This window comes from Pedobacter hiemivivus (assembly GCF_004331685.1).
Lineage (GTDB): Bacteria > Bacteroidota > Bacteroidia > Sphingobacteriales > Sphingobacteriaceae > Pedobacter > Pedobacter hiemivivus.
The window spans coordinates 175,519-202,222 of the sequence record NZ_SJSM01000001.1 but is presented as its reverse complement, the minus strand read 5'-3'; the positions used below and the strand labels follow the sequence as shown (position 1 = coordinate 202,222).

The 26,704-nt window shown below is 39.0% G+C and carries 30 protein-coding genes; 19 read left to right on the top strand and 11 right to left on the bottom strand.

All coding sequences use genetic code 11. The annotated features are described in order from the left end of the window. Positions 1–45 precede the first annotated feature (45 nt). Positions 46–525, top strand: coding sequence for a hypothetical protein (locus EZ444_RS00900; protein WP_131606305.1), 480 nt, complete (start codon positions 46–48; stop codon positions 523–525). On the opposite strand, the gene EZ444_RS00895 is transcribed toward EZ444_RS00900, so the two are convergent. Together EZ444_RS00895 and EZ444_RS00890 are read right to left on the bottom strand one after the other, a co-directional pair. Then, positions 506–1,204 (bottom strand): SRPBCC family protein, encoded by a 699-nt coding sequence (locus EZ444_RS00895; RefSeq protein ID WP_131606303.1) that lies wholly within the window; start codon positions 1,202–1,204, stop codon positions 506–508. The genes EZ444_RS00900 and EZ444_RS00895 overlap by 20 nt on opposite strands. Before the next feature lie 10 nt (positions 1,205–1,214). Then, positions 1,215–1,457 carry a hypothetical protein gene (locus EZ444_RS00890; RefSeq protein ID WP_131606301.1) on the bottom strand — a complete coding sequence of 81 codons (243 nt, stop codon included), beginning with the start codon at positions 1,455–1,457 and terminating at the stop codon, positions 1,215–1,217. Positions 1,458–1,567: 110 nt separating this feature from the next. Between EZ444_RS00890 and EZ444_RS00885 the strand changes: the two genes are divergently transcribed. Continuing rightward, entirely contained in the window at positions 1,568–2,020 is a 453-nt protein-coding gene (locus EZ444_RS00885) for a hypothetical protein (protein WP_131606299.1), read from the top strand. Between the two features lie 20 nt (positions 2,021–2,040). Next, positions 2,041–2,568: a TlpA family protein disulfide reductase gene (locus tag EZ444_RS00880; RefSeq protein ID WP_225874586.1), complete on the top strand. Its 528-nt coding sequence runs from the start codon at positions 2,041–2,043 to the stop codon at positions 2,566–2,568. Positions 2,569–2,572: 4 nt separating this feature from the next. On the opposite strand, the gene EZ444_RS00875 is transcribed toward EZ444_RS00880, so the two are convergent. Continuing rightward, entirely contained in the window at positions 2,573–3,601 is a 1,029-nt protein-coding gene (locus EZ444_RS00875) for an Atu2307/SP_0267 family LLM class monooxygenase (RefSeq protein ID WP_131606297.1), read from the bottom strand. A 128-nt stretch (positions 3,602–3,729) separates the two neighbouring features. On the opposite strand from EZ444_RS00875, the gene EZ444_RS00870 reads away from it, so the two are divergent. The 3 genes from EZ444_RS00870 to EZ444_RS00860 all read left to right on the top strand — a co-directional run bounded on the left by EZ444_RS00870 (position 3,730) and on the right by EZ444_RS00860 (position 8,507). Next, complete coding sequence (locus EZ444_RS00870) at positions 3,730–4,572, top strand: sigma-70 family RNA polymerase sigma factor (protein WP_131606295.1); 843 nt, start codon at positions 3,730–3,732, stop codon at positions 4,570–4,572. Between the two features lie 66 nt (positions 4,573–4,638). Then, positions 4,639–5,091 (top strand): carboxymuconolactone decarboxylase family protein, encoded by a 453-nt coding sequence (locus tag EZ444_RS00865; protein ID WP_131606293.1) that lies wholly within the window; start codon positions 4,639–4,641, stop codon positions 5,089–5,091. A gap of 218 nt (positions 5,092–5,309) precedes the next feature. Then, positions 5,310–8,507, top strand: a complete 3,198-nt coding sequence (locus EZ444_RS00860; RefSeq protein ID WP_131606291.1) for a PAS domain S-box protein — start codon at positions 5,310–5,312, stop codon at positions 8,505–8,507. Here EZ444_RS00860 and EZ444_RS00855 read toward each other — a convergent pair. After that, on the bottom strand, positions 8,494–9,408 hold the full coding sequence (locus tag EZ444_RS00855; RefSeq protein WP_131606289.1) for a LysR substrate-binding domain-containing protein: 915 nt from the start codon (positions 9,406–9,408) through the stop codon (positions 8,494–8,496). The two genes, EZ444_RS00860 and EZ444_RS00855, sit on opposite strands and share 14 nt — an antisense overlap. Positions 9,409–9,484: 76 nt before the next feature. On the opposite strand from EZ444_RS00855, the gene hutH reads away from it, so the two are divergent. Beyond that, positions 9,485–11,062 carry a histidine ammonia-lyase gene (gene hutH / locus EZ444_RS00850; protein ID WP_131606287.1) on the top strand — a complete coding sequence of 526 codons (1,578 nt, stop codon included), beginning with the start codon at positions 9,485–9,487 and terminating at the stop codon, positions 11,060–11,062. 39 nt (positions 11,063–11,101) lie between these two features. Continuing rightward, positions 11,102–13,102, top strand: coding sequence for a urocanate hydratase (locus tag EZ444_RS00845; RefSeq protein WP_131606285.1), 2,001 nt, complete (start codon positions 11,102–11,104; stop codon positions 13,100–13,102). A gap of 6 nt (positions 13,103–13,108) precedes the next feature. Here EZ444_RS00845 and EZ444_RS00840 read toward each other — a convergent pair whose 3' ends face one another. The 5 genes from EZ444_RS00840 to EZ444_RS00820 form a co-directional block, all read right to left on the bottom strand. After that, positions 13,109–13,807: a zinc metallopeptidase gene (locus EZ444_RS00840; protein WP_131606283.1), complete on the bottom strand. Its 699-nt coding sequence runs from the start codon at positions 13,805–13,807 to the stop codon at positions 13,109–13,111. Between the two features lie 81 nt (positions 13,808–13,888). Next, positions 13,889–14,380, bottom strand: coding sequence for an SRPBCC family protein (locus EZ444_RS00835; RefSeq protein WP_131606281.1), 492 nt, complete (start codon positions 14,378–14,380; stop codon positions 13,889–13,891). Next, positions 14,367–14,708: an ArsR/SmtB family transcription factor gene (locus EZ444_RS00830; protein WP_131606279.1), complete on the bottom strand. Its 342-nt coding sequence runs from the start codon at positions 14,706–14,708 to the stop codon at positions 14,367–14,369. The genes EZ444_RS00835 and EZ444_RS00830 overlap by 14 nt, the downstream gene beginning before the upstream one ends. A gap of 147 nt (positions 14,709–14,855) precedes the next feature. Continuing rightward, on the bottom strand, positions 14,856–15,761 hold the full coding sequence (locus EZ444_RS00825) for a sugar phosphate isomerase/epimerase family protein (RefSeq protein ID WP_131606277.1): 906 nt from the start codon (positions 15,759–15,761) through the stop codon (positions 14,856–14,858). A gap of 106 nt (positions 15,762–15,867) precedes the next feature. Further along, complete coding sequence (locus EZ444_RS00820) at positions 15,868–16,209, bottom strand: hypothetical protein (protein ID WP_131606275.1); 342 nt, start codon at positions 16,207–16,209, stop codon at positions 15,868–15,870. A gap of 123 nt (positions 16,210–16,332) precedes the next feature. Here EZ444_RS00820 and EZ444_RS00815 point away from each other — a divergent pair, with 123 nt between their 5' ends. The 3 genes from EZ444_RS00815 to EZ444_RS00805 all read left to right on the top strand — a co-directional run bounded on the left by EZ444_RS00815 (position 16,333) and on the right by EZ444_RS00805 (position 18,923). Next, positions 16,333–16,779: a KTSC domain-containing protein gene (locus tag EZ444_RS00815; RefSeq protein WP_090777202.1), complete on the top strand. Its 447-nt coding sequence runs from the start codon at positions 16,333–16,335 to the stop codon at positions 16,777–16,779. A gap of 86 nt (positions 16,780–16,865) precedes the next feature. Continuing rightward, positions 16,866–18,407 carry a glycoside hydrolase family 10 protein gene (locus EZ444_RS00810; RefSeq protein ID WP_131606273.1) on the top strand — a complete coding sequence of 514 codons (1,542 nt, stop codon included), beginning with the start codon at positions 16,866–16,868 and terminating at the stop codon, positions 18,405–18,407. A 66-nt stretch (positions 18,408–18,473) separates the two neighbouring features. Beyond that, entirely contained in the window at positions 18,474–18,923 is a 450-nt protein-coding gene (locus EZ444_RS00805; RefSeq protein ID WP_131606271.1) for a GNAT family N-acetyltransferase, read from the top strand. Between the two features lie 13 nt (positions 18,924–18,936). Here the strand turns inward: EZ444_RS00805 and EZ444_RS00800 are convergent, their stop codons facing one another. Next, positions 18,937–19,239 carry a HigA family addiction module antitoxin gene (locus tag EZ444_RS00800; RefSeq protein ID WP_131606269.1) on the bottom strand — a complete coding sequence of 101 codons (303 nt, stop codon included), beginning with the start codon at positions 19,237–19,239 and terminating at the stop codon, positions 18,937–18,939. Positions 19,240–19,486: 247 nt separating this feature from the next. On the opposite strand from EZ444_RS00800, the gene EZ444_RS00795 reads away from it, so the two are divergent. After that, positions 19,487–19,741: a hypothetical protein gene (locus EZ444_RS00795; protein WP_225874585.1), complete on the top strand. Its 255-nt coding sequence runs from the start codon at positions 19,487–19,489 to the stop codon at positions 19,739–19,741. An 87-nt stretch (positions 19,742–19,828) separates the two neighbouring features. After that, on the top strand, positions 19,829–20,068 hold the full coding sequence (locus tag EZ444_RS00790) for a hypothetical protein (protein WP_131606267.1): 240 nt from the start codon (positions 19,829–19,831) through the stop codon (positions 20,066–20,068). Here the strand turns inward: EZ444_RS00790 and EZ444_RS00785 are convergent, their stop codons facing one another. Further along, positions 20,069–20,536: an Lrp/AsnC family transcriptional regulator gene (locus tag EZ444_RS00785; RefSeq protein ID WP_131606265.1), complete on the bottom strand. Its 468-nt coding sequence runs from the start codon at positions 20,534–20,536 to the stop codon at positions 20,069–20,071. Positions 20,537–20,715: 179 nt separating this feature from the next. Between EZ444_RS00785 and EZ444_RS00780 the strand changes: the two genes are divergently transcribed. The 6 genes from EZ444_RS00780 to EZ444_RS00755 all read left to right on the top strand — a co-directional run bounded on the left by EZ444_RS00780 (position 20,716) and on the right by EZ444_RS00755 (position 26,608). Continuing rightward, positions 20,716–21,576: a sigma-70 family RNA polymerase sigma factor gene (locus tag EZ444_RS00780; protein WP_131606262.1), complete on the top strand. Its 861-nt coding sequence runs from the start codon at positions 20,716–20,718 to the stop codon at positions 21,574–21,576. A 13-nt stretch (positions 21,577–21,589) separates the two neighbouring features. Continuing rightward, on the top strand, positions 21,590–22,192 hold the full coding sequence (locus EZ444_RS00775) for an alpha-ketoglutarate-dependent dioxygenase AlkB family protein (protein WP_131606260.1): 603 nt from the start codon (positions 21,590–21,592) through the stop codon (positions 22,190–22,192). Between the two features lie 95 nt (positions 22,193–22,287). Beyond that, the gene (locus EZ444_RS00770; RefSeq protein WP_131606258.1) at positions 22,288–22,890 is read left to right on the top strand and encodes a TetR/AcrR family transcriptional regulator; all 603 of its coding nucleotides are present in this window, start codon (positions 22,288–22,290) and stop codon (positions 22,888–22,890) included. A 50-nt stretch (positions 22,891–22,940) separates the two neighbouring features. Further along, entirely contained in the window at positions 22,941–23,372 is a 432-nt protein-coding gene (locus EZ444_RS00765) for a DoxX family protein (RefSeq protein ID WP_131606256.1), read from the top strand. 49 nt (positions 23,373–23,421) lie between these two features. Next, positions 23,422–24,024, top strand: a complete 603-nt coding sequence (locus EZ444_RS00760; RefSeq protein WP_131606254.1) for an NDR1/HIN1-like protein — start codon at positions 23,422–23,424, stop codon at positions 24,022–24,024. 142 nt (positions 24,025–24,166) lie between these two features. Then, a complete protein-coding gene (locus EZ444_RS00755) occupies positions 24,167–26,608 on the top strand; it encodes a PIG-L family deacetylase (protein WP_131606252.1) in 2,442 nt (813 codons plus the stop codon). The last annotated feature ends 96 nt before the right edge of the window (positions 26,609–26,704 follow it).

Sequence of the window (26,704 nt, the reverse complement as noted above, 5' to 3'; positions counted from 1 at the left end):
TTATGTTTAGGGTACTTAAACCTTATTAAGTAATAATTAACGATTATGGAGAATTTTGAAGATACAGAGCCGATAGAAGAAGCAGCCGAAGAACAAGAGCAGCTGGTCGTAACAGAAGAGATAAGAAGCTATATTTATGAGACCGCCAAATGGACTAAGTTTCTTTCTATTATAGGTTTTGTATTTGCCGTTTTTATGGCACTTGCAGCGTTTAGTGCGACTGCAATTATGGAAAACGTTGTGGCTACGGCACCCGGCAACCCGATGGCCCAATTAGGTGCAACATTTCTAACGGTATACTTTTTATGCATTTCGCTAATGATGTTTTACCCAAGCTTTTTAATGTTTAAATTTTCTAATGCAGCCAATACAGGTGTGTTGTATGCCGATCAAGAGAATTTCACCATAGCAATGAAAAAGCTGAAATCGCTATTTAAGTTTTGGGGTGTTTTAACCATTGTTATACTGGCGATGTATGTATTAGCTTTATTGCTTACGCTTGTGGCTAAAACCGGCGGGGCATAGTATTTTCAATGGTATGTTTAAAGGTTTTAATTTCCTTTTTAAGCAGTCCCTCGAAATACGGATTTAGCAATTTTGCCATTCCTAGTCCAATACCGCCAGCAGGAGGGCGGTAAGAAAGTACGATTTTTAATAATGTACCCTGTTGGTCGGGTGTTTCTGCAAATTCGACTCGTCCAACATGCTGAATTAATGTGCCCGGAATGGATCGCCATCCGATTAAATGTCCGGGCTCATCTTTAACAATTTCTGCTTGCCAGTCTACGGCAAACAAATTGCCCATCACATTTGATTTCCATCTGGATAGATTTTCTTCAACCATTTCTACATTTAGCAAGTGCTTTATGCTTCCTGGTAGGTTATTTAAATTGCGCCAGTAGTTATAGACATCTTTAGCAGGACGTTCGATTTCAAATTCTCCTCTTATATTTATTGTATGTGGCTTGCTGGCATCTATGCCTAATCTTTCGTATAATAGGCAATGACCTGTAAACGCCCGGTAAGCAAGGTAGGATCCATATAAAAATGACGCCCCGAATGGCTTTTTTATGCCTCGGCTGATCAATAATCCACTTAAAAACATGGATACCATGCGTTCATTCATCCCAACGTTTTCATATTGGTGTTTTTCAATAGAAAATTTGCCCGAACGAAGCTTCAGATTAGTTTGATGTGTACTCATGGTATGGGTGTTATTTATTGCTTATAGCTGATCCAATTAGGTTTATAGTAGGTTGATCCAGATCTCCCCAGATCTGTTCCCAACTTCCATCTTCTTCTTTTCTGATCTGAGTTAAACTCTTACCTGAGTGTATACATTCGTAATATGCCACCCCATCGGTAGTTTCTTCTACTTTTACCTGAAGGGTAGTGGGCTTTCCGTTTAAATTAACCTCTATATCAAAGTCTTGCGATTGTAATTCTGTTGTTCCCATTGTAGTTTTATTTACGGATTAAATACTAACAGATACCTTAGATATTAACACTTTAGCTGAAAATATGTTTTATTTTTTTATTTTGCAGAACCAAATAAATCATTCCCATTATGTACAATGAAAATTATCCGGAAATTTACCAAGGGTATTTCAATTATAGAGAGCCCTATGTTGAAAATCTGGAAGATATTTACCAAAAACCCGTAGTAATTCCAATCTATCACATTGAAGAATTATTTAATGATCAGGTATTGAATGATGTACGTAGGTTTAATGAAATTTGTAATGATCCTGATGCTAAAGCAGAGTATGAGTTGTTGGGCACGCAGTTGAAAGAACGTGATTTACATATTTTTAAGTACTTTCATTTTATTGCAGCCCAAAGATATGTTTTGGATGAGCTAAAGACCAAGTACCGAGATTTTTACGAACTGGAACATACTTTAAAGCAGTTTGAAGCTATAGGGTATGATGTAAGTAAAGCTAGAGAAACTGATTTGGTTAAAAGAAAAAGACAGTTGCTGGATTTTCAGGCACGGTTGTGCTATAGGCAATTTGCTTAAATTGCATTAAATAAAAAGATATGAAAATGAACCGCTTAGTTGTTTTATTGTTTTTGCTGCCTTTTGCTAGCATGGCACAGGAAGACAAAGGTACCTTAACGAAAGTTGGAGAAAGTGTTCCGCAATTTTCCTTTGAAATAGAAAGAGGAAAAACAGTTAGCATCAACGATTATAAGGGCAAACTCATTCTCATTAATCTTTTTGCTACCTGGTGCCCACCTTGTAATGCCGAATTGCCATTGGTTCAAAAACAGATTTGGGATAAATATAGTGATCATACAGGCTTTGCGTTTTTTGTTTTTGGACGTGAAGAAGGCTGGGATAAACTGGAGCCCTTTAAAAAGGCCAAAGGATTTACTTTTCCTATACTTCCGGATGTTGATCGTAGTATTTTTAGCAAATTTGCAACACAGTCTATCCCTCGAAACATTATCGTAGACCAAGATGGTAAGATCATTTATCAGTCGATAGGTTTTTCAGAGAAAGAATTTGCTGAAATGGTTGCTTTGATAGATGCGAACCTAAAAAAACAGGTGGCCGTTAAGTAAGTTTTTAACCGATTTCTTTTCTTATAACAGGTGCAATCTTGGTACCAAACAGTTCAATTGTTTTTAGAATTTGTTTATGCGATATGGCTCCGGTTACCAATTGAGCAAGGAATCTTGTATTATGGAACAGTTCATATTGATGCATGATTTTATCTATAGCCTGTTGTGGATCTCCTACAACTAAAGGACCATCACTGCGCAGATATTCATATTGCTGTCTAGTCATGGGCGACCAACCCCTGTCTTTTCCTACGCGGTTCATTAACCTTTCATAAGAAGGATAAAACTCATCTGCTGCTTTTTGCGAATCTTCGGCAACGTAAAACTGAGAGCTGATGGCTAATTGAAGCTTGCTGGCATCATGTCCGGCATCAGTAGCGGATTTGCGGTAAAGTTCAACGAAAGGAACAAATTGCTCTGGCGGACTGCCTAATATGGCAATGGCCATTGGCAGATTGAGTTTTCCTGCACGTTGCGCAGACGCCGGTGTACCACCAACACCGATCCAAATTGGAAGAGCTTGTTGTGCAGGACGAGGATAAACTCCTCTGTTTACAATGGATGCCCGGTGTTTGCCTTTCCATGTCACCATTTCTTCTGCATTGATCTGCATGAATAAGCCTAGCTTCTCTGCAAAAAGCTCATCGTAGTCATGTAGGTTATAACCAAATAAGGGATAGGACTCTATAAAAGAACCACGACCGGCAATAATTTCCGCGCGTCCGTTAGAAATGAGGTCGACAGTGGCAAAGTTTTGAAAGGTGCGAACCGGGTCGGCAGAGCTTAATACAGTTACAGAACTAGATAATTTAATATTTTTTGTAATTGCCGCCGCTGCGGCCATCATAATTTCTGGAGCTGATATGACAAAATCAGGGCGATGGTGTTCACCAAAAGCAAATACATCGAGTCCAACTTCATCCGCCAGTTTTACTTCCTCTAATAATTCCTGTACCCTTTTTTGAGCATTTATCGCCTTTCCTGCTGTACCGTCTGGTTGTAACTCTCCGAAAGTGCTAATTCCTAATTCCATATGATTACTTTGCTGCAAAAGTATAAAGAAAATTAGAACCAATTTGTTTGGAACTAAGGCATGTCGATTTTATTATTAATTTAGACGCCCTAACGATGACCTGAAAGGAACGATTATCCAAAATTAAGATGAACACAGAATTGATTACGCGTTTAAGACCAACACTAAAAAACTATGCATACAACATTTGTGGTTCAGTAGAGGATGCGGAGGATGTTGTACAAGATGTATTACTGAAGTTTTTGGATTTGGAGCAAAGCCATATTGAAGATGCTAAATCATATCTGATCAGAATGGCGATTAATTGTGCGATCAATCAAAAGAAGAAGTTAAAAAAACAGGTGTTGAATTACCCGGGAGAGTGGCTTCCTGAACCAATGGCTACTGAAAGTGCAGATGCCGGTATCAATCGTAAAGAGTTGCTGTCGTATTCGTTGATGGTGCTTTTAGAGAAGTTAAATCCCAGACAAAGAGCTGTCTATATTTTAAAAGAAGCATTTGATTACGATCATGCTGAAATTGCCGCGGTATTGGATATTAAGCCGGATCTTTCCAGACAATTGTTAACCAGGGCAAAGAAAAGCATTGGAGATCCAAAGGAGCTGACTGGTGGTAATGTGCCTGAGTCTTTTTTAACTAATTATATTAATGTCCTTCACGCTGGTGATATGAACAGGTTAGAGGCTATGCTGAATGAAGATATTGTGTCTATTTCTGATGGAGGTGGTAAGGCTCGTGCCGCTATCAATCCTGTACATGGTAAAAAATCTGTGGCCGCATTGCTGCAAGGTCTTTATACTAAGTTTTATGAGGATGCAGTTGTACGTCATGGACTAGTTAATCAGCAGCCAGCATTGTTTTATTACCTGAATGGCGTACTTGCAAAATGTATGATTTTTACAATCAAGGATGGTCAGGTCATTAGTGCTTATATCATCAGAAATCCCGATAAATTAAAAAACTTAAATTAATTCTATACATCTGTCACATTGTATTACTATTTTTTGTCTTGTTGTTGATTTTAAAAATATGGTACAATGGAACGAATTAAAAATAATGAACTGCCACAAGGATTAATGGGAGCAATGCATCATGTAGAGGCTTATCTTGAGAAGTCAGGTTTGGACCATCGTTTGTTGGAGCTCATGAGGTTAAGAGTTTCACAAATCAACGGTTGCGCTTATTGTTTAGATATGCATTCTAAAGAAGCTTTACATGCAGGGGAAAGTTTTCAAAGGCTTATCTCTGTCTCTGCATGGAGGGAGGCACCTTACTATACGCCAAAAGAACGTGCCGTACTTGAATTTGCAGAGTTGCTAACTTATATGAAAGCTGATGTTGAGGCCGATGAAATTCATGAAGTACTTTTAAGACATTTTAGCAAACAGGAAATTGCCAATCTTACGCTAGCTATTGCGCAGATTAATTCATGGAATCGTATAGTGAAATCAACCGGGGCTGTTGCCGGGAATTATCAGGTTAAACAGTAATTCTTGCCAGATATAATAGCATTTACTGCGCTAAATAACTGCAGTAAATGCTATTTTTTGGAAAAAATATAAAAATGTTCAATGGCGTAACTTTCTTTGAACAAGTGTTTTACAATGCCGGTAAATTGAATTTAATTAAATCAATATGATTTTTGAGGTGTTTTAGTTCAAATAATACTACATTCCGTTTAGTAATATGCGAAAGGTAAAGGACTAAAATGAAAAGAAAAGCAAGCTACTATAACTTATTTGAGCAGTCCCCATTGCCTATGTGGGTTTATGACGTAAATACATACTACTTTCTGGATGTGAATATTGCCGCCACAGTACTGTACGGATTTTCGAAAGAGGAGTTTTTAACAATGACGATAGCTGGGATAGTTCCAGCGGAAGATTTAGAGATCGCTAAAAATATTGTGAGGGAAAATGCTAAAACAGGAGAATCCTATAAAAATACTTTCAGACATGTAAAAAAAAACGGCGAGTTAATTTATGTGGAAGTCGAAAGTAGTCAGATTGAACTTGATGATAAACAAGCCAGAGTTGTTTTGGTACATGATATTACCAGGCGTTTAGCTGATCAGAAAGAGGTCATGGAGAGCATGGAAAGGTATAATATTGTTTCTCAGGCAACAAGTGACGTAATTTGGGATTATACGATTAGGACAGGTCAGTTAAGCTGGAACAAGGGAATAGAGGAGATTCTCAAGTACAGGGGGATAGGTTCCATTACAAATATAGACTGGTGGAAAAATAATATTCATCCTGAAGATCGAGAAAGGGTCGTTATAAAGTTTGACAGACACTTGGAGGAAGGACTAAAAAGATGGGAAGCTCAGTATCGTTTTTTATGTGGGGACGGTAATTATAAGCATATTTTAGATAAAGGTTATATCGGTTTAGATGATAAGGGATGCGCTTACCGGATGATCGGTGCAATGCAGGATGTCACTAAGGTTGTAGAGGAGGAACATTGGTCTAAGCTATTGGAATCTGTGGTGATCAATACTACTGATGGGGTTGTGATTACTGATACTGCTGAATCAGGTGCTGTTATTATTTACGTTAATGACGCATTGCTGAATATGTCTGGTTTTAGTCGGGAAGAATTAATTGGAAAAGCCCCTGATGTTTTTCATGGTTACAACCATGCTCAACAAGGTTTAAGAAAAATTGATATCGCTATAAAAAACGGACTTTCATGTAATGTTGAATTGATTAATTATACCAAAAATGGGAAACCTTACGATGTAAGCATTAATATCTGTCCTGTGACTGACAATACCGGAACCATCACACACTGGGTATCCATCCAAAGAGACATTACCGAAAACAGAAACTATGTAAAGGAGATTGAGGATCAAAATAAAAAGCTAGTCGATATTGCCTGGATGCATTCGCATAAAGTGAGAGGGCCGCTAACACAGATCATGGCGCTGGTTGAATTACTGAAGGACCATAGTTCTATTGAAGACCAGAGTCTTTTACATGAATATCTATCAAAGTCAGCATTAGAATTGGATCACGCGATCTCTGATATTACGAAAAACACAGAACATGGCGCTTTTACGATGAATGAAAAGCGGTTTTATGCATTTATGGATGAATTGCCAGGGCTATGCTGGATTGCTGATGATGATAATTTTTTAAGATATGCCAATAAGTGTTTTTTTGATACACTCCATTTGAGCCCGGAAATAATAGGAAAGCCGCTCGAAGAGATTTTCGGTGAGGAGATCGCTAAGAGTGCACAATTAAATAATAAAGATGTGCTCAAATCTGGGGAAAACAAGGAATTTCACCAAACCGTAAGAGATCGAAACGGGCATCCCCAGTATTATAAAACCTATAAATTTCCTTTCAAAGACGGAGAAGGAGGAATGGTTGGCGCGGTAGCATTTAATGTGACTAAACGGATTAAGCTTGAGGAGGAACTTTATCAAAGTGAAGCTCAGTTTAAGCAGGCTTTTGAACACTCGCTCGTTGGGATGGCGCTGATTAGTCCCCAAGGGAAATGGGAAAGAGTAAATAGAAGTTTATGTCAGATGCTTGGCTACACGGAGCATGAAATGAAGGCGCTTAGTATTCAGGATCTGACTCATCCTGATGATCTTAAGGGGAGTCAAACCATATTAGAAGATTTGGCTCTGGGTAAGATTGAAGAAGTGAAATACGAAAAGAGATATCTACATAAAGATGGTAGTGCCATTTGGGTAATCATCGCAGCTACGATGCTTTATGACAGCGCAGGAAAAGCACTCCATTACGTATCGCAGATTGAAGACATTACCAAAAGAAAAGAAATCGAAAACGATCTGGTGCTGAGCGAAAAGAAGTACCGTACGATTTTTGAAAATGTGCAGGATGTATTTTATCAAACGAATCAGGAAGGTATTGTTACTGAAATCAGTCCTTCCATTTCCCATCATTCAGGTTATCTCCGTACAGAGATCATTGGAAAACCTGTAGGGGATTTTTACTACTATCTACAGGATCGCGAACGGATTATAGAACAGCTGCGCATTAACGGTGCTGTCATTGATTTTGAAGTCAGGCTTAAAACCAAAGATGAGGAGCTCCGCTACGCTTCGGTTAACGCAAAACTGAATGTAGAAAATGGTGTGATTACAGGTACTGAAGGTAGCATGAGAGATGTGACCAGGAGGAAGTTTCAGGAAAATGCATTACAAGCTTTAAATACCGAGCTTACCGCTTCAAATGAGCAAAAGAATAAACTCTTCTCGATTATTGGGCACGATTTGCGAAATCCAATATCAGGAAGTTTGCAATTGCTGGATTTGACGCTCAATGATTTTGAATCGAGTTCGGCAGATGAAGTACATTTATATCTTTCGATGATGAAAACCGAGTTGTCTAATGCTAATATATTGCTCGAAGATTTGCTTACCTGGGCAAAATCTCAGTTCAATGCGGTTAGCTTTAATCCTGTGGAGATTGAAGACCTTGCAGGCCTTATCGATAAGTGTATTCAGACGGTTTCTCCCATGGCTATTAAGAAAAACATTAACATCGTCCCTTGTTTCAAGGGAGATATTTTGCTTCATGCGGATATTGGAATGTTGGAAACAATTATTAGGAACTTGCTTTCTAATGCAGTTAAATTTACAGGCGCCGGAGGAAGTATTGGACTTAAAGCAGTAGGGAATGATAATGGTGTCCTCTTTTCTATTAAGGACAACGGACTCGGAATTCCAACACATAAGATCAATGAGCTGTTCAACAAGAATTCAAGCTATACCACTTTCGGTACTTCGGGCGAAAAGGGAACGGGCTTGGGTTTAAGTCTTTGCAATGATTTTGTGTTAAAACATGGTGGAGCTTTATGGGTAGAAAGTGAAGAGGGAGTAGGAACTACATTCTATTTTACCATTCCTGAGCTGCTTAAAGAGTCTTGAGTGCTTCATCCTCTTTTCCTTTAAGTACGATTTCTACTACATTTTTTAGTGCAGGATTTCTGTTCGATTCCTTCCAGGCGACATATAACTCCGTTCGCTGTGGAATATTTTTCAGCTCAATAAACTTAACATTTAAACTGTACCCATATTGTAAGGATGTGGGTACAATTGCTACTCCGAGACCTTCCTCAACCAGCTTAAATATAGTGAGTGCATTTACTGATTTATGGAACACTTTGGGGCGAAATCCGGCGTCCTCGCAAATGCTGGTTATCAGTTCATGGTAAAATGGACTGTCTTCGCTTGAAAAGAAGATAAATTGTTCCTGACTAAAATCTCGTACACTGTTAAAATTTGCTTCGTTTATGGGATGGTCCATAGGTAATACCATAGCGAAGGTATCCTGATGGATAAGGTGTCGGGAAATTCCTTCTGGTAAACGGTGTAGGCGGACAAATGCGAGGTCAAGCTTATCCTTTTCGAGCATTTCTACTTGTAGCCTGTTGGGCATTTCATCCAGAATAGTTTGTATTCCGGGGTATTCTTTGTTTAACCTGAGCACCAATTCTGGGACTACCTTCTGCGCTGCTGAACCTAAAAAACCAATGCGTAATTCTGTTTCTTTTCCCTGACTAATGTTGTCGAGCTGGCGCCTGATCGTTTCCAGATGGTTAAAAATAAAGTCTACCTCTTCTTTTAAATACAATCCAGCAGCAGTAAGCTCCACCTTTTTTTTGCTGCGGTCGAACAAGCTTACATTAAATATTTCTTCCATCTGCATGATTTGCCGGCTGAGGCCTGGCTGTGAGATAAATAAGAGTTCTGCTGCCTTTCTGAATTTTAATTCCTGTGCAAGAATCTGGAAATATTTCAAGTGACGTAGTTCTATTTGATAACTCATGGTTATTGGTTGATGATGTAATTGGTATTTATAAGTATCAAAGATAGGGGTTATATTTGTGTAAACGATTTTTGATATGAGTGTTAATCAGATTTTTAATTACGGTTCAGACTTCCTTACAGTTAGTAAAGCATTGGCAATTAGTAAAGGAACAATGAAAGGGGTTTTGAACCCTGAAACCCGTCAGAAGATAAAAGAAAGTAGTGCTATAGTTGAAAAAATAGCAGTTGCAGATAAGCCAGTTTATGGCATTAATACCGGTTTTGGTCCATTGTGCACGGAAATGATTTCTGCAGAAGATACAAAAAAACTGCAGGAAAATATTCTTAAGAGCCACGCTGTAGGTGTTGGGGAAGCCATTGATGAAGAAATAGCTAGATTGATGTTGGTGCTAAAATTACAAGCACTTGCCAAGGGATATTCCGGTATTCAGGAAGCTACATTGGATCGTATGATTTGGCATTTGGAAATAGGGGCTATACCATTAGTTCCAAAGCAAGGTTCTGTGGGCGCTTCAGGTGATTTGGCACCTTTATCGCACCTTTTCCTGCCTTTAATCGGATTAGGAAAAGTGCATTATAAAGGGGCAGTTATGGCTACTGCTGACCTTTTAAAAGAACACCATCTTAAGCCAATAGCTTTAGGTGCCAAAGAAGGTTTGGCGCTAATTAATGGTACTCAGTTTATTGCAGCCCACGCGGTAAAAGTGGTGGCACGTTTTCACAATGTGTTGGCTACTGCGGATATTACTGCTGCCATGATGCTGGAAGGCTTGATGGGATCTGTGAAACCTTTTGACGAAGGATTACATAAGTTAAGACCATATGCGGGGAATCAACATGTGGCTGCCAATATCAGGAACCTTTTGGCAGATTCGGAGATCGTGAGTTCACATTTGGATTGTGCAAAAGTTCAGGATCCATATTCCTTGCGTTGTATTCCGCAGGTGCATGGGGCATCTAGAAATGCCTGGTTACACCTTAAAGATACGTTAGAAATAGAAATCAATTCGGTTACAGATAACCCGATTATCTTTAGTGAAGATAATACCATCAGTGGTGGGAATTTCCACGGACAGCCTATTGCTATGCCTTTAGATTATGCTTGTTTAGCGGCTTCCGAGATTGGCAATATCTCAGACCGTAGGATCTATCTTTCTTTAGAAGGAAATACGGATGGTGTACCTAAATTGTTGATGAAGGAAACTGGTTTGAATTCGGGTTTCATGATTTTACAGTATACATCTGCGGCTTTGGCTAGCGAAAATAAAGGACTATGCTTTCCAGCAAGTGCTGATAGTATTCCTACTTCATTAGGGCAGGAAGATCATGTGAGTATGGGCTCTATCAGTGGAAGAAAAGCCTTACAGGTGATTGAAAATGTAGAGAAAATTTTAGGTATAGAACTCTTCTGTGCTGCGCAAGCGATGGATTACCATGCTCCATTAAAGTCTGGAAAAATCGTAACAGCTGTACATGAGTTTGTACGTTCTAAAATCGAGCACCTGGAGGAGGATCAGATCATGTATGAAATGATGGAAAAAGCGATAGAGATGGTGCAGTCAGGAACTATACTGCAAATAGCGACGGACATTGCTGCGCTGGAAAAAGTGCACTTTACAACTGCGTTTGATACCCAGTTTGAAAATTTTTAATATCGAAACCTTAATAACTGAATCATAAATACAATTCCAATGAATTTTAAGGAGCAAATCTTACAGGGAATACCAGATCAATTGCCTGAAAAAAAGCCATATCATACACAAATTAGTCATGCCCCGGTACGTAAGGACATTTTAAACAAGGAGGAAAAGAAGCTAGCGCTTCGTAATGCTTTACGTTACTTCTCTGATACCTGGCATGAGGAATTGGCTGCCGAATTTTTGGAGGAACTAAAAAACTACGGACGTATTTATATGTACCGCTTTAGGCCGGATTACGAGATGTATGCTCGTCCGGTACAAGAGTATCCATTTCAGAGTTTACATGCTGCGTGCATCATGTTGATGATTCAAAATAACCTTGACCCGGCAATTGCTCAACATCCGCATGAATTGATTACTTATGGTGGGAATGGGGGTGTTTTTCAGAATTGGGCGCAATACCTGCTTACGATGCAATATCTAGGTAGAATGACAGATGAGCAAACCTTGAATATGTACAGTGGACATCCCCAAGGCTTATTTCCTTCTTCTTCTGCTGCTCCACGTGTTGTAGTAACAAATGGGATGATGATTCCTAATTATTCTTCTCCTGATGATTTAGAGAAGTACAGTGCACTAGGGGTAACACAATACGGACAAATGACGGCTGGTTCTTATATGTATATTGGTCCGCAAGGCATTGTACATGGTACTACAATTACGCTAATGAATGCTTTTAGGAAGAAATTGGGCGCAGCTCAAAGTCCGGCAGGCCGGATTTTTCTGACCGCTGGTTTGGGCGGGATGAGCGGTGCACAGCCTAAAGCTGGAACCATTAGTGGTTGTATCACTGTATGTGCTGAAATAAACCCAAAAGCTGCCCGTAAAAGGCATGAGCAGGGATGGGTAGATGAGTTACTGGAAGATTTGGACGGATTGGTTGCAAGGATTAAAACTGCGCAAGCTGCAAAAGAAACGGTATCTCTTGCCTACATTGGGAATGTAGTTGATGTATGGGAGCGTTTTGATGAGGCAGGTGTTTTTGTGGAGATTGGATCAGATCAAACTTCATTACATAACCCATGGTCTGGTGGCTATTATCCGGTAGGTCTTAGTTACGAGGAATCGAATGCAATGATGGCTGCTGAACCAGAGCGTTTTAAAGAACAGGTTAAGGCTTCTTTGGTCAGACATGCGGCTTCAGTAAATAGACATACTTCAAAAGGTACTTACTTTTTTGATTATGGAAATGCTTTTTTATTGGAATGTAGCAGGGCAGGAGCCGATGTAATGGCTGCCAATGGAATAGATTTTAAATATCCATCTTATGTCGAGGATATTTTAGGACCGATGTGTTTTGACTATGGTTTTGGTCCTTTTAGATGGGTTTGTACTTCCGGCAATCCAGGAGATTTAAAAATCACAGATCAGCTGGCTTGTGAAGTGATGCAGGAGATCAAAGAAGAGGCACCAGCAGAAATACAACAACAACTACAAGATAATATCATCTGGATAAAAGAAGCGGCAGCGAATAAGCTCGTTGTCGGTTCGCAGGCTAGGATTTTATATGCGGATGCTGAAGGACGTGCTAAAATCGCCCTGCGCTTTAATGAAGCGGTAAATTCAGGTCGTTTAACTGCCCCTGTAGTATTGGGTAGGGACCATCACGATGTGAGCGGAACAGATTCTCCTTTCAGGGAAACCAGCAATATTTATGATGGAAGTCGTTTTACCGCTGATATGGCTATTCATAATGTGATAGGTGATAGTTTTAGAGGGGCAACCTGGGTATCGATCCACAATGGAGGTGGTGTAGGCTGGGGAGAAGTGATTAATGGTGGCTTCGGAATGGTGCTTGATGGAACAGAGGCTGCAGCTGGAAAGCTAAAAAGTATGCTGTTTTTTGATGTAAATAATGGAATTGCCAGGAGAAGCTGGGCCAGAAATAAGGAAGCCCGCTTTGCTATAGCCAGAGAAATGGAAAGGACGCCAACATTGAATGTCACTATGCCACATTTGGTTGACGATAGTTTGTTGGATAGTCTGTTATAAAGTTCATTAGTGCCGGTCTCTGCTGTTTACAAAAAGTAGGATATAATAGAGTAAAGTTGCAATTGAGCTAATTGCAGCTACGACGTAGGTACGTGCAGCCCATTTGAGTGCATCTGCTGCCTTATCATGTTCGGCAGGGGTGGTGATGTTACTTTTTTCAAGCCAGCTTAAAGCGCGGTTGCTAGCATCGTATTCAACAGGCAGCGTAATGATGGTGAAAAGTGTAGTGATAGCAAATAGGGCTATCCCTACAAGTAAAATTGTAGGATTTGCGCTTCCTACTAAAAGTCCGAGCCCCGCGAGTATGATCCATTGGGAAAGTTGTGAGCTGATATTAACTATAGGGACAATTGCACTACGGAAAGTCAGCATGCTATAAGCAGTAGCATGTTGCACGGCATGGCCACACTCATGCGCAGCAACAGCTGCCGCTGATATACTCCTTCCCTCATACACATCGGGGCTCAGATTTACAGTTTTATCTTGTGGATTATAATGATCACTTAAATGGCCAGGTACAGAGGTGACGCGCACATCATAAATACCATTGTCTGCCAGCATTTTTTCTGCAATTTCTCTGCCGCTCATGCCATTTCTGAGTCCAATCTGGCTATACTCCTTAAATTTACTTTTGAGCTTGTTGCTTACAATCAGCCCAACTATAAACATAATGCCGGCAATCAGGTAGTAACCCATTAATCCCATATCTTCTTATCGTTTTCGTGATCGTTTTATCAATAACAATCGAATTCGAAATTGGTTCGGAATATGGAAGGTTTTATGATACTATGTTAACAATATTGCATCCAGTCGTTTAAACATTTTGATCCAGCTTTGGTAAGCACCGGTTTGTTTTGCATCTGCTTCAGAAACGATTTGATGAATAGAAAGCTTGGTCTGGTTTCCAATTGTTTTGAAAGTAATGGTTGTTAACGTTTCTTCAGGCCAATCATCTGGTTTTCCTGCTTCGGTGGCGCCAACATTATGACCGTTCTCATTGGTTAATATCATAGAGAAGACCAGCTTTTCGGGGAAAGTAACTTCTTTATAAAAGCCCTTTATCCAGCATTCACCATGTACAGGATCGTGAATACAAGAATGAAAGGTACCACCCTGTTTAACATCTATTGATTTGAATTCAATAGTACAGCCATCGGGGGCATACCAGTGTATTAATTTTTCAGGATCTGTCCAGGCTTCAAAAACAAGTTCTCTGGGGGCATTGAAGAGGTGGGTAATAAACAGCTCTTTTTCTTGTTGTTTGTTATTTTGTTCCATCTTGCCGGTTTTTGGTTTGTAATTCGTTCAAATAGGTATCCAGTTTTTCAAATTTGCTAATCCATTGTTTTCTAGATTGCTCAATCCAACTGGTTACTTCATTAAGCTGACCAAGCTGGGCCTCGCAATAGCGTTCACGTCCCTTTTGGGTAATGACAACCAATCCACACTCGGTAAGGATTTGGATGTGTTTTGAAACTGCCTGTCGACTGATGTCGAAAGATTCAGCTATTGAATTTAGATTGAGTGACCCTTGGGCGATTCTTTGAATAATCTCCCGGCGGGTGGGATCGGCTATAGCCTGGAATACATCTCTTCTTGTTATCATTGTGCAACTATTTGATTGCAAATATAAGTGCAATCATTTAATTGCGCAAGTGTTTTACTTTTTTATTGTAGGACCAGTAAAATACAATGGGTTAGATACTAGCCCGTTGAACCTCTTTGCTATTACAGTTTAGAATATGTAGTGTATTTAAATCTTTACTTTTAAGGTGTTCATTAAATAGTCGCGTGTAATCTGGCCACTTTGCAGGGGTGTACGGTCCTTTACAGGAACGGCATCCAGCTCAACAATTGCGTACCCGTTGTAGTTTATATTTTTTAAGGTGGCGAGTACAGCAGGTAGATCAACACGACCCTGGCCAAGTTCTACAAAAATATAGCCTTTAGTATCAGTAGTGTTTTTTACATCCTTGATGTGTAGGCAATCTAATCGTTTTTTGTATTTCAATATTGCCGCTACAGGATCTCCGCCACCTTGTTGATAATGGGCTATATCCAGTAAAAGTTTAACATATTTCGGATCCGAATGCTGCAAAATTATATCTACTTCTTCTGGTGTTTGTCCGAGTTGTCCCATATGGTTATGGTAAGTTGTTTTTATTCCAATAGCGGCAGTTTGCTTCCCAATTTCAGTTAACAGTTTTGCATATTTTATGAGGTCTTCATTTGTTACTGTACCCGATTTTGGGCGTGAAGAATTGGTAACCTGTATGCTGTCGCCCCCCAGAAGTTTAACAAAGCGAGCACTTGCTATATGTTTGGCAATTTCGGCTTCATCATTACCGGTATTTATGTTTGCATTGCCACTCGAATACATGGCTAGTTTTAAATTTGCGTCTTTGAGCAACTTGATGAGTTCGTCCGGTTTCTGGCCAAATTCAGTAAAAGCATTGGCCCTTAGCTGGATTCCTTTAAAACCGAGTGAAGATATATCCTGAATGGATTGTTTAATATTATTGCCCCAGGTGATGGCAGCGTAACCATATTGAATCGCAATAGGGGAGTGTGCTGCTGCAAACAAGTTGGAAGATGCCAATAAAGGTGCGGCAGATAGTAGGCTGATTTGGGTAAGAAAACTACGACGTGATTGTTTCATGTGTTCTTTTTTAGCGGGTTGAGGTGTTAATATACGTTGAATTTTTTTTAAGCAAAAAAAGAGGTGCCGTAAGCACCTCTCCTGAAATTGAATTTCTAACTAAAATTTATTTATTTTTCTTTACCGCTTTATTTGCTTTATATCGCATATCAGGTGTGCCATCTTTTTTAGTTGGGGCAGTGGTAGGTTTTACTACAGCTTTGGCTTTATTTTCTTTAAGACGCATATCTGGCGTACCATCTTTTTTCAGGCCCTCTACTTTTGTTTTAGTAGTTACAGTTGCTGCTGGAGTAGCTTTAACTCCTTTTTTTACCGGCGTAGTAACTGTTTTAACTTCTTTTTTTACCACTTTTTTTGCTGCTGGAGTATGTACAGCAGCTGGTGTTTGAGCAAATGTGGTAGTTAAACCTAATGCCATAATTGCGATTAATCCTAATAACTTTTTCATGATTTCTGTTTTTATTTTTATTCGTTAATTGTACTGTAAAGTTTGAATATTCAAATGAAGATTACATGAAGATGAGTAAGATGCTTATGTTAAAGTAAATATGCTTACCTTTGCGCAAATTTTATGAAGAAGATCACTGATTACAGAAAACTATTAGGTGTACAAAAGGATGCCGAATTAAAGGAATTGAAATCCATTTACAGGAATTTAATGAAAGACTGGCACCCTGATAAATTTCAGGACAGCGAAGAAGCTAAACTTGATGCCGAAGCTAAAAGTAAGGAAATCATTGAAGCTTATCATTTCCTGGTAAGTATAGCGCCAGAAACGCTTGCGCTTTCTATTGATGAATATACACAAACTACTGCTACTTGTGGTATTGCCGATTACAATTGGGCTGGTTTAGTACTTACTGTGCACTTTTTGGATGGTAGTGCTTATGAATATTTTGGTGTGCCTAAAGCCGTTTATGTGAAGTTGGTAAATGCTGATTCACCAGGAAGGTTTGCACGTCGCCATATTTTTGGTTCTTTTCCTTACAGAAATATTGCCAAATTACAAACGGCTTAATACCGTATAAAAAATACTTTACTTATAGGTTAAGATAAATAATAGTTTGTAGCTTTGGTATAACATACGATAAAAGCTACGAACTATTGAAAATATCACTTAAAAATCTTGAAAAAGGGCTGCTGGCATTATCTTGCTGCAGCCTGTTTTTATTTTATTCCTGCGGTACAAGCAAAAAGGTTAAAACTTCGACTGCCGAAACTAAGTCTGTTATTGTTGATAGGCCCCAAGTTGCCAAGGAATTCAGGGCAGCATGGGTAGCCTCTGTTGCCAATATCAACTGGCCCTCTAAGTCCGGTTTAAGTACCGCTGAGCAACAGAAAGAAGCCATCTTTCTGCTTGATTTTTTAAAAAAGAATAATTTTAATGCGGTGATATTTCAGGTTAGGCCACAAGCTGATGCCTTTTATAAAAGCAATTTGGAGCCTTGGTCTGTTTTTCTAAGTGGTAAACAGGGGCAAGCACCTAATCCTTATTATGATCCGCTACAGTTTTGGATTGAAGCGGCGCATGATCGTGGATTAGAGCTTCATGTATGGCTTAATCCTTATCGTGCACACCATACTTCGGGTAAAGTGATTAGCGATCAATCTATCGTTAAGAAAAGACCTGATATGGTACTGAAGTTGAAAGATGGCCAGTACTGGATGGATCCATCAAATAAGGCCACTCAGGACCACGCTTCGGCGGTGGTAAAGGATATTGTAAAACGTTACGATATTGATGGGGTACATTTTGATGATTATTTCTATCCCTATGAGTCTTATAATGGTGGTGCTGATTTTCCGGATGAGGTAAGTTGGGCGGCTTACCTGAAAAGCGGGGGTAAGCTAGGTAGAGGTGATTGGCGCCGACAAAGCGTAAACCAGTTTATAGAGCGAGTTTATAAAGAGATTAAGGCTGAAAAGAAATATGTGAAGTTTGGTCTGAGTCCATTTGGTGTTTGGAAGCCAGGTTACCCAGCGTCAATTGAAGGTTTGGATCAATACAATAAGCTATATGCTGATGCGAAGCTTTGGTTAAACAAGGGTTGGATTGATTATTTTATGCCGCAGTTGTACTGGTCTATTAATAATGCTCCACAAAGTTTTCCGGTATTACTGGGCTGGTGGGCGTCTGAAAATACCATGAATAGACACTTGTGGCCTGGGATGAATGTCGGATTGGGTGGTGATGATAAGAACGTAGACGAGATTGTAAATCAGATCATGATCACACGTGGTATGTTGCCTAATAGTCCGGGTGCTGCACACTGGAGTATCGCTGGACTAACCAAGCATGAGAAACTGATTAAAGGTATTGCTGAAGGTCCTTATAAAAAGCATGCGCTTGTTCCGGCTAGTTCCTGGTTGGATGATAAAGCACCGGCTGCACCTGATGTTAGAACCGAATTAAAACAGGGGCAGTGGAAGCTTAGCTGGAATGGTGTCGAAGCTAAAGATGTATTTAGGTGGGTGGTGTACGCTCAATATGGCAATAACTGGAGTTATGTAATTCTGAACCGTAATGACCGCTATTTGATTAAATCAGCTTTAGAGGGTGGTGCTAAGTTAAATAAGGTTGCTGTAACTGCGGTTGATCGCACTGGAAACGAAAGCTTGTTTAGAGAGGTTGTATTGGCAAAATAGGAAATTGCTATGGTCGTAAAATCATATATTTATTTACATTTAAAATATTGTTAATCGTTTTGACCTATGATTGCCTTTGTACGTACTGACTCAATAAACCAAGATTTCATTGATCTGGTAAAATTATTAGACAAGGATCTGGCTGTGAGAGATGGTGAAGAACATTCATTTTATGCTCAGTTTAATAAAATTGATTTGATTAAAAATGTTGTTGTTGCTTACGAGAATGAGAAAGCTGTAGGTTGTGGCGCATTCAAATACTTTGATGACCTTACTGCCGAGATCAAGAGGATGTATGTACTGGAGACTGCAAGAGGAAAAAAGGTAGCTAGCAAAGTTTTAATTGAACTTGAAGCTTGGGCTAAAGAAATGGATTTTAATAAAACTATTTTAGAAACCGGGATTCGCCAGCCCGAAGCTATTGGCTTATATGGAAAAATGGGCTATGCTATTATTCCTAATTACGGCCAATATGAGGGCGTGGAGAATAGTGTTTGTTTCGAGAAGGCATTGTAGTTTAGCTCTTATTCTAAGTGGTTTGCTTTAACTTATTTCGCTCTTTTTGTAGATTATAATCCATCTGTAGTCTTAACCAAAATTCAGCAGGTATTTCTAGTTCCATCTCTAGTCTCAATGCTATGTATGCTGTGATATTACGTTTACCTTTTAATATATCGGTCAATTGAGAAGGGTATGCCCCCGCTTTTATTGCGAAAGCAGCTTTTGTAAGTTTTCTTGCTTCAAGCTCGTTGGCGAGTACTTCTCCTGGATGAAGGAGAATGTTTACATTGAACTGATTCCCTTTTTTGTTTAGAATTTTACTTTGTCTCATGATTTTTCAGGTTTAATTTTTATGAATTATTACTCTGCAAGTCTATACGATTTTTTAGTACCGTTGGGCGTAAAATCTGATATTTATTTATGACCTGAAAAAGAGGAGTGCGATAAAAAACAAACGAACTAACATTTTTAGATTTACAGGTAAGAGTAAAAAGGCATACCAAACGGGAAGATAGCTATCATGAGTTGGAGTTGCTGGGCTTTCCCCTCAGCCTTTCTATGTTGGTCAAACTGTAAAAATGGCAGGCTTGTATGTTTGCGAAAAAACTGTACACGCAAAGAACAATAAAAAGATGTGGTTTGGTACTTTTCTAGATGCAGATGGGAATTTCTTTGATACCACACATTTTCCAAACTATACATCGATCTATCCTTTTAGAGGAAAAGGCTGCTATTTGATATTAGGTAAAGTGGTGGAGGACTTTGGTTTTCCAAGTATTGAAGTGATTCGTTTTGCCAAATTACCAATTAAGGAGAACCCTGTATTGGAGTAAAATAAGACATAAGTAAGGGATAGCTGGTAAATACTACTGATAATTAGGTGAGTTACCCTTTTAATAGTGTAGGTTTGATTAAAAAAAATGGAAGATTTAAGACACAATATAAATCCAAATGATTTAACGCAAATGCATAAGTTAACAGATCCTGAGCCTGCACTTAGAATAGGAGAGACTGTTGAATATGATGAGGATTATAATGGGGCAATACCTTCGTTAGATAGATTTAAAAAATACCTGGATCGTTTTTATGAATACAAACTGATCAAGGGTAAAGAAAATCCTGTTGATTTTCCTCTGTATCAAATAACTGCAATTAAGTAATTAAAGTGGGTATGCGGTTTCTGTTTTAATTTCAGACATCACAAAGAAACTTTGAACAGTGCCAATATTGCTCAGCTGTGCCAGTTTGCTTCTTAAAAAATTATGATAGGCATCCATGTCTGAGATCACAATCCTCAGGATGAAATCAAAGGCCCCGGTCATGTGATAACACTCCATGACTTCAGGGAATTTTACGACCTCTTTTTCAAAACTGCTTAATGCGCTATCGGTATGCTCCTTAAGCTGTACCTGAGAGTAAGCAATCAGGCTTTTACCAATTTTCTTCCCATCCACGATAGCAACCGAGCGTTTAATGTATCCTTCGGATTTTAATCTTCTCACCCTTTCGTGGATGGTTGCGGTGGATTTGTTCAGTTCCAACGCCAATTGCTTGTTACTCAATAGTGCATCCTGTTGTAAAAGTCTTAAAATTCCGATGTCTGTCTTGTCTAGGTTTGGAGGATTCATTACCAGTTGATTAGATGAAAGTGTGTATCGTACACTGAGATTTCGAAACTAATAAAAAAATGGCTATTTAAAATACGATTTCCGTAAAAAGTGTAATTTTTTTTAACTATTTCCGTAAAATAATCGGAAATGATGTATATCCATTGATCTAAAAATCATTTCTTCTGACCTTGCTTGCGATGAGACAATTAAAGATAGAGCAGTCCATTACCAACAGGGATTCGGACTCAATCGAAAAATACTTGTATGATATTGCAAGAATTGACCTGCTGAACGTCGAAGAAGAGATCGTGCTGGCACAGAAGATCAGGAATGGGGATCAACTGGCATTGGATCGGCTGGTAAAGTCTAATCTTCGTTTTGTAGTTTCGGTAGCTAAGAAATACCAGAACCAGGGCATTCGGCTTTCAGATCTGATTGCTGAAGGGAACTTAGGGTTGATTAAAGCGGCCCAACGTTTTGATGAAACCAAAGGTTTTAAGTTCATTTCTTTTGCGGTATGGTGGATTCGTCAAAGTATTATGTTGGCTATAGCAGAACAAAAAAGAATGGTTCGTTTGCCTGCAAACCAAATTGGTGGTATTATGAGGATCAATAAGGCCATGAGTGAATTGGAGCAGCGTTTGGAAAGAATACCAAGTTTGGAAGAGGTTTGTGAGTTTATCGAATTATCGGAAGAAAAGGTGGTTGACTATCTACACCATGCACCTATGACCACTTCTCTGGACGCAGTGATTGCCGAAGAGTCTGGTTATACACTGGCCGAAACCATTGAAGATACTAACACGGAGAAGACGGATACCATGGTGTTGCAAAGCTCTGTTTCGGTTGATATAAAGCGCCTAATGAAAAGATTACCCGAGCGTGAAAAGGAAATACTATCTATGTTTTATGGACTGGGTGGGAATACCGCTATCGGTTTGGACGAGATTGGCTGTAAAATGAAACTGGGTAAAGAACGCGTGAGGCAGATTAAAGATAAGGCCCTAAAAACGTTACGATCGGAAAAACCAAAAGCATACATGATGGAATATATCTAGTATATTTACTAGTATGGACAAGTCACTGTATCTGGATTATCTAAATCTGTTGCCAATTCCAGGAGAGGTATTTTTTTACCCTGATTTCTTTAATGAAGAAGAGAGTGATAAATATTTTGATTACTTGAATACAACTGTCGACTGGAAACAAGAATCTATTCAGGTATTTGGTGAAATGGTGTTGCAACCGCGTTTTACGGCGTTTTACGGTGATGAGGGTGTAAGTTACGGCTACTCAGGAATTACGATGAATGCATTGCCCTGGACAGATGTGCTACAGCGCATTAAACAGGATATAGCCCATAAATTTGATGTAAAATTTAACAGTTGTCAGCTTAGCTATTACCGCAACGGTGAAGATAGTTTGGGCTGGCATCGTGATCATGGAAGGGATCTAGGGAAGTATCCTTTTATTGCTTCTGTGAGCTTTGGTGCATCAAGAATATTTCAATTCAGGAATTATAAAGATAAAATTCCTATCATTTCAGTTGAGCTTACACACGGTAGTTTACTGGTTATGAAAGCTGAGACACAGCATTTATGGGAACATAGGCTTCCTAAAACAGTGATTCCGACCACCCCTCGCATCAATTTAACTTTTCGACTCATTAAATAATATTTGTTGTATTTTAGTCAGAAAGTAGATATGCTTTTGTAAATATATTTTGGTGTATTACTTTTGTTAACACTGTTAACTAAAATATATAGCACATGGGAATTGCGGAAAGAAAAATTAGACAGAAGGAGGAATTCAGGGCAAGTATACTGGAGGCCGCATGGCTTCAAGTATTAACGGATGGCTGGCAATCTCTATCGATCCGTAAAATTGCCGATGCTATTGAATACAGTATTCCAGTTATTTATAATCATTTTGAAAATAAGGAAGCTATATTGCTGGAGTTTACGAAAGAAGGTTTTCAAAAACTTGGCGAAGCACTTCAAGGGGTTAAAGATCAACATCAGGAGCCAGCTGTGCAACTTGAAGCCATGGCACATGCCTATTGGGATTTTGCATTTGATCATCAGGAGTATTATCAGTTGATGTTTGGTTTGGGCATTCCTGCTTGCGAGAAGGTAAATCAGATTGTGGAAATGAAAAACATGACTATCATTATGATCTCCACTATCCAGGAAACAATTGCGACAAGCTCAAATAAGGAGGCTGATTTTTTCCTTAAGTACCATACTTATTTATCTATTCTTCATGGCCTGGTATCTATCCAAATGATGAGGAAAGATGGCAAGCCTACGGAGGAGAATCGTAGGATATTGCAAGACGCTATATCTGGATTTATCAAATCGTTGTTAGTTTAATCAATACTTCAAATTTTAATCATCCATATCATTAACAAATAAACTTATCTATGAAAAGATTATTTAACACCAATTTTAATAACGCAGCTCTGCATTTCATGCTACTTGTCTTACGTGTAGGTATTGCATCTTTTATGATTGTTCATGGCTACCAGAAACTAGGATGGCTTATGGCAGGTGGCGAAATTCAATTTGGTGATCCAATAGGAGTGGGGATGGCAGCTTCGTTGTACTTAACTGTTTTTGCTGAATTTTTCTGTTCTATCTTTTTATTGTTGGGTTTAGGCACCAGATTAGCTACTATACCATTAATCATTACCATGATAGTTGCTGTGTTTATTGTACATGGTCCGGATGGCTTTGATAAGAAAGAAATAGGCTTGCTTTATCTGCTTGTGTATGTTTTCTTATTGGTTTCCGGTCCTGGAAAATACAGTATCGACCACATCATTAGCAAAAGTTTATACCGCCGTAAGCGCTAAACATTTATATTGTACATATCATTTTTAATCAAATACCGTTATAGCTGTTATGAAGAAAATATTGCTATTGTGTCTCGCGACTGTTGTTTTATCTAGTTGTAGTATAAATAAACAGGCGCAGCAAATTAAAGCACTTGAAAAGTGCAGGTACAAAATCACTTCTGCAGATCAGGTTACCCTTGGTGGGGCGGATGTAAAAAAGATGATCATCAATCAGGATATTAATTTGGCTAGTTTGCCTGGATTAGCACTCGGTTTACTTAGAAAAGATGTTCCGCTAAGAGCACGCTTAAATCTGGAAGTTCAAAATCCGACGGGAGATGATGCTGCGATCAATGAATTTGAATATAAAATTCTGATCAACAAACAGGAACTAGCTACAGGTTTTATAAACCAGGCATTAAATGTTGCTGCGGGACAGTCGACTACCGTACCTGTTGATATGGAAGTAAATGTTTATCCATTTATTTCGAATAGCAAGGTGATGGGGGAAATTAGCGATTTTCTTAAAAGCGGTAAGAATGGTGGACCTGAAAAGAAAGGCATCCTTACACTTAAGATCAGACCTAGCATTAAAGTTGGAAACACCCTGGTAAAATATCCTGGGTTTATTACGATAGATAAAGAAGTGAGTAGTAAGATTCTCTTATAAAATCTGTAGTACTATTTCAGTATTGTTACGGAGTAGTTTGCAATTAAAACTTCAGATTAATGATTTTTGATTAATTTCGAAAGATCGTGGTTGTACTTGCTGAAAACGATGTGCAACCACGATAATCATTTAAAATTTGAATATGAAGTTTCGCTTGTCGCTGCTCTGTTTTACTGTAGTTATTCCTTTTTTTAGCCAGGCACAAAATATGCAGCAATTAAATGCTGCAGAGATAAAGCAAGGCCTGGAAGCGCTAAATGTTACCGGAAGTGTGCTGTATGTTGCTGCACATCCTGATGATGAAAATACCAGATTACTGACTTACCTGGCAAAAGAAAAGAAGGTAAGAACAGGCTATCTGTCATTAACCAGAGGTGATGGTGGACAAAACCTGATTGGTAATGAACAGGCCGAACTATTGGGTTTGATACGTACACAAGAACTGTTAGCTGCCCGTCGCATGGATGGTGCAGAACAATTCTTTACAAGAGCCAATGATTTTGGCTTTTCTAAAAATCCAGAAGAGAGTTTTAAAATCTGGGACAAAGCAAAGATTCTTGGAGATGTGGTTTGGGTGATCCGTAAGTTTCAACCCGATGTCATCATTACACGCTTCCCAGAAGATGCACGTGCAGGACATGGTCATCATTCTGGTTCCGCAATATTGGCGCGTGAGGCTTTCGCTGCCGCTGCCGATCCTAAGCAGTTTCCAGAGCAGTTGGCTTTTGTAAAGCCATGGCAAGCGAAAAGAATCGTATGGAATACATTTAACTTTGGAGGTAATAACACTACTGCCGAGGATCAAATGAAGATTGATGTTGGTTTGTACAATCCACTGTTAGGCAAAAGTTATGGAGAAATAGCTGCCGAAAGCAGATCTAATCATAGAAGTCAGGGCTTTGGTGCTGCAAAACAACGCGGAACAGCTACAGAGTATTTCACACCTGTGGCAGGCGAAAAAGCAAAGGGCGATATATTTGATGGTGTAGATTTTACATTGAACAGAACACCTGGAACTGCCGCTATTCAGCAACTGCTAACAGAGATCAATAGTGAATACAATGCTGCCGATCCTTCAAAATCAATAACGAAACTTCTAAAATTAAAACAACTGGTAAAAGGAAAGCCTTTTAAACAGGAGCAGCTTGATGATCTTATTCTTGCTTGTGCTGGTATTTGGCTAGAAAGTACAACTACAAATTCTTCATATGCCCTAAACCAGCCAATAAATGTAAAAGTGCAGGGAATTGCAAGAGTGAAACCGGGATTTCCAATAGCCATCAGCATGGAAGAAACATATAGTGGTGCTTCATTTGATTTGTCACCAAATAAGTTTGTAAGTCAGGATAAAGTGCTTTCAACAACGAATGTAGGCATTACTCAGCCTTACTGGCTTGAAAAAAAACATCCAATAGGTTCTTTTGTAGTTGATTCCCTTTCTATGATTGGGATGCCTGAAAATAGACCAGCGCTAATGGCAGTATTTAAAATCAAAATAGGTGATCAAATTATAGAAAAGAAACGCCCTGTGGTTTACAAATATACTGATCAGGTACGTGGAGAGGTTTATCAGCCATTGGTTATTGCGCCACCAGTAACTGCTACACTTTCTGAGAAAGCCTTTATTTTTAATGGTAATGAAGCCAAAAACATTACAGTATTATTAAGGAGCTTTAAAGACAATGCTTCGGGAGTCTTAGCCCCACAAGTACCTTCAGGATGGAAAGTAAGTCCTCAGAAAATAGATTTTACACTGGCTAAAAAAGGAGATGAACAGTCGGCTATGTTTACGGTTACTCCTGCTGGAAATACTACAGGAGGTGATTTATTGTTAAATGTGGTGGTTGATGGTAAAACATATAACAAGGGGCTTCGTGTAATTAATTATGAGCATATCCCAATGCAAACACTTTTCCCTTTTGCAGAAGCAAGGTTAGATAAAGTGGATCTGAAATTTGGAGGAAAGCGCATTGGTTATATCGCAGGCGCTGGAGACCTTGTGCCTGAATCTTTAAAGCAAATTGGGTACGATGTGGTTAACCTGACCGAGAATCAAGTGATCAACAGTAATCTTTCAGGTTTTGATGCGATCGTTGACGGCGTGAGGTTGTATAATGTGAACGATCAGATTAAAAACATGCAGCCTAAGCTGATGAAGTATGTAGAGAATGGCGGAACTTTGTTAATTCAATATAATGTAAACAGTCCGTTAAAGATTGATAATATTGGTCCTTATCCTTTCAAGTTGTCACGTGATAGGGTTACGGAAGAAGATGCAAAAGTTACTATTCTTGCACCTGAAGATCCCGCTTTAAACTATCCTAATAAGATTACGGCTAAGGATTTTGATGGCTGGATACAAGAACGTGGCTTGTACTTCGTTACCGATGCGGATCAGAAATATACACCAATCCTGAGTATGAATGACAATGGGGAAAGTGCTAAAACAGGATCGTTAATTGTTGCCAATTACGGAAAGGGTAGGTATGTGTATACCGGTATTTCTTTCTTCAGGCAATTGCCTGCTGGAGTTCCTGGTGCATACCGCTTGTTCGTGAATTTGTTATCCAGCAAAAATAATTAGTTTTTCATATATGATAGAGCAGGAGCCAATAGGCGAAAAAGAACAGGATTTACCGCCTTTTGTTAAAAACTGGAAGCAGTTTTATCGCCTACTGAT

Excerpts from the sequence above, each read along its gene's own strand:
- EZ444_RS00900 (WP_131606305.1), top strand. The coding sequence starts at position 46 with ATGGAGAATTTTGAAGATACAGAGCCGATAGAAGAAGCAGCCGAAGAA.
- EZ444_RS00895 (WP_131606303.1), bottom strand. The coding sequence starts at position 1,204 with ATGAGTACACATCAAACTAATCTGAAGCTTCGTTCGGGCAAATTTTCT.
- EZ444_RS00890 (WP_131606301.1), bottom strand. The coding sequence starts at position 1,457 with ATGGGAACAACAGAATTACAATCGCAAGACTTTGATATAGAGGTTAAT.
- EZ444_RS00885 (WP_131606299.1), top strand. The coding sequence starts at position 1,568 with ATGTACAATGAAAATTATCCGGAAATTTACCAAGGGTATTTCAATTAT.
- EZ444_RS00880 (WP_225874586.1), top strand. The coding sequence starts at position 2,041 with ATGAAAATGAACCGCTTAGTTGTTTTATTGTTTTTGCTGCCTTTTGCT.
- EZ444_RS00875 (WP_131606297.1), bottom strand. The coding sequence starts at position 3,601 with ATGGAATTAGGAATTAGCACTTTCGGAGAGTTACAACCAGACGGTACA.
- EZ444_RS00870 (WP_131606295.1), top strand. The coding sequence starts at position 3,730 with ATGAACACAGAATTGATTACGCGTTTAAGACCAACACTAAAAAACTAT.
- EZ444_RS00865 (WP_131606293.1), top strand. The coding sequence starts at position 4,639 with ATGGAACGAATTAAAAATAATGAACTGCCACAAGGATTAATGGGAGCA.
- EZ444_RS00860 (WP_131606291.1), top strand. The coding sequence starts at position 5,310 with ATGAAAAGAAAAGCAAGCTACTATAACTTATTTGAGCAGTCCCCATTG.
- EZ444_RS00855 (WP_131606289.1), bottom strand. The coding sequence starts at position 9,408 with ATGAGTTATCAAATAGAACTACGTCACTTGAAATATTTCCAGATTCTT.
- hutH (WP_131606287.1), top strand. The coding sequence starts at position 9,485 with ATGAGTGTTAATCAGATTTTTAATTACGGTTCAGACTTCCTTACAGTT.
- EZ444_RS00845 (WP_131606285.1), top strand. The coding sequence starts at position 11,102 with ATGAATTTTAAGGAGCAAATCTTACAGGGAATACCAGATCAATTGCCT.
- EZ444_RS00840 (WP_131606283.1), bottom strand. The coding sequence starts at position 13,807 with ATGGGATTAATGGGTTACTACCTGATTGCCGGCATTATGTTTATAGTT.
- EZ444_RS00835 (WP_131606281.1), bottom strand. The coding sequence starts at position 14,380 with ATGGAACAAAATAACAAACAACAAGAAAAAGAGCTGTTTATTACCCAC.
- EZ444_RS00830 (WP_131606279.1), bottom strand. The coding sequence starts at position 14,708 with ATGATAACAAGAAGAGATGTATTCCAGGCTATAGCCGATCCCACCCGC.
- EZ444_RS00825 (WP_131606277.1), bottom strand. The coding sequence starts at position 15,761 with ATGAAACAATCACGTCGTAGTTTTCTTACCCAAATCAGCCTACTATCT.
- EZ444_RS00820 (WP_131606275.1), bottom strand. The coding sequence starts at position 16,209 with ATGAAAAAGTTATTAGGATTAATCGCAATTATGGCATTAGGTTTAACT.
- EZ444_RS00815 (WP_090777202.1), top strand. The coding sequence starts at position 16,333 with ATGAAGAAGATCACTGATTACAGAAAACTATTAGGTGTACAAAAGGAT.
- EZ444_RS00805 (WP_131606271.1), top strand. The coding sequence starts at position 18,474 with ATGATTGCCTTTGTACGTACTGACTCAATAAACCAAGATTTCATTGAT.
- EZ444_RS00800 (WP_131606269.1), bottom strand. The coding sequence starts at position 19,239 with ATGAGACAAAGTAAAATTCTAAACAAAAAAGGGAATCAGTTCAATGTA.
- EZ444_RS00795 (WP_225874585.1), top strand. The coding sequence starts at position 19,487 with ATGGCAGGCTTGTATGTTTGCGAAAAAACTGTACACGCAAAGAACAAT.
- EZ444_RS00790 (WP_131606267.1), top strand. The coding sequence starts at position 19,829 with ATGGAAGATTTAAGACACAATATAAATCCAAATGATTTAACGCAAATG.
- EZ444_RS00785 (WP_131606265.1), bottom strand. The coding sequence starts at position 20,536 with ATGAATCCTCCAAACCTAGACAAGACAGACATCGGAATTTTAAGACTT.
- EZ444_RS00780 (WP_131606262.1), top strand. The coding sequence starts at position 20,716 with ATGAGACAATTAAAGATAGAGCAGTCCATTACCAACAGGGATTCGGAC.
- EZ444_RS00775 (WP_131606260.1), top strand. The coding sequence starts at position 21,590 with ATGGACAAGTCACTGTATCTGGATTATCTAAATCTGTTGCCAATTCCA.
- EZ444_RS00770 (WP_131606258.1), top strand. The coding sequence starts at position 22,288 with ATGGGAATTGCGGAAAGAAAAATTAGACAGAAGGAGGAATTCAGGGCA.
- EZ444_RS00765 (WP_131606256.1), top strand. The coding sequence starts at position 22,941 with ATGAAAAGATTATTTAACACCAATTTTAATAACGCAGCTCTGCATTTC.
- EZ444_RS00760 (WP_131606254.1), top strand. The coding sequence starts at position 23,422 with ATGAAGAAAATATTGCTATTGTGTCTCGCGACTGTTGTTTTATCTAGT.
- EZ444_RS00755 (WP_131606252.1), top strand. The coding sequence starts at position 24,167 with ATGAAGTTTCGCTTGTCGCTGCTCTGTTTTACTGTAGTTATTCCTTTT.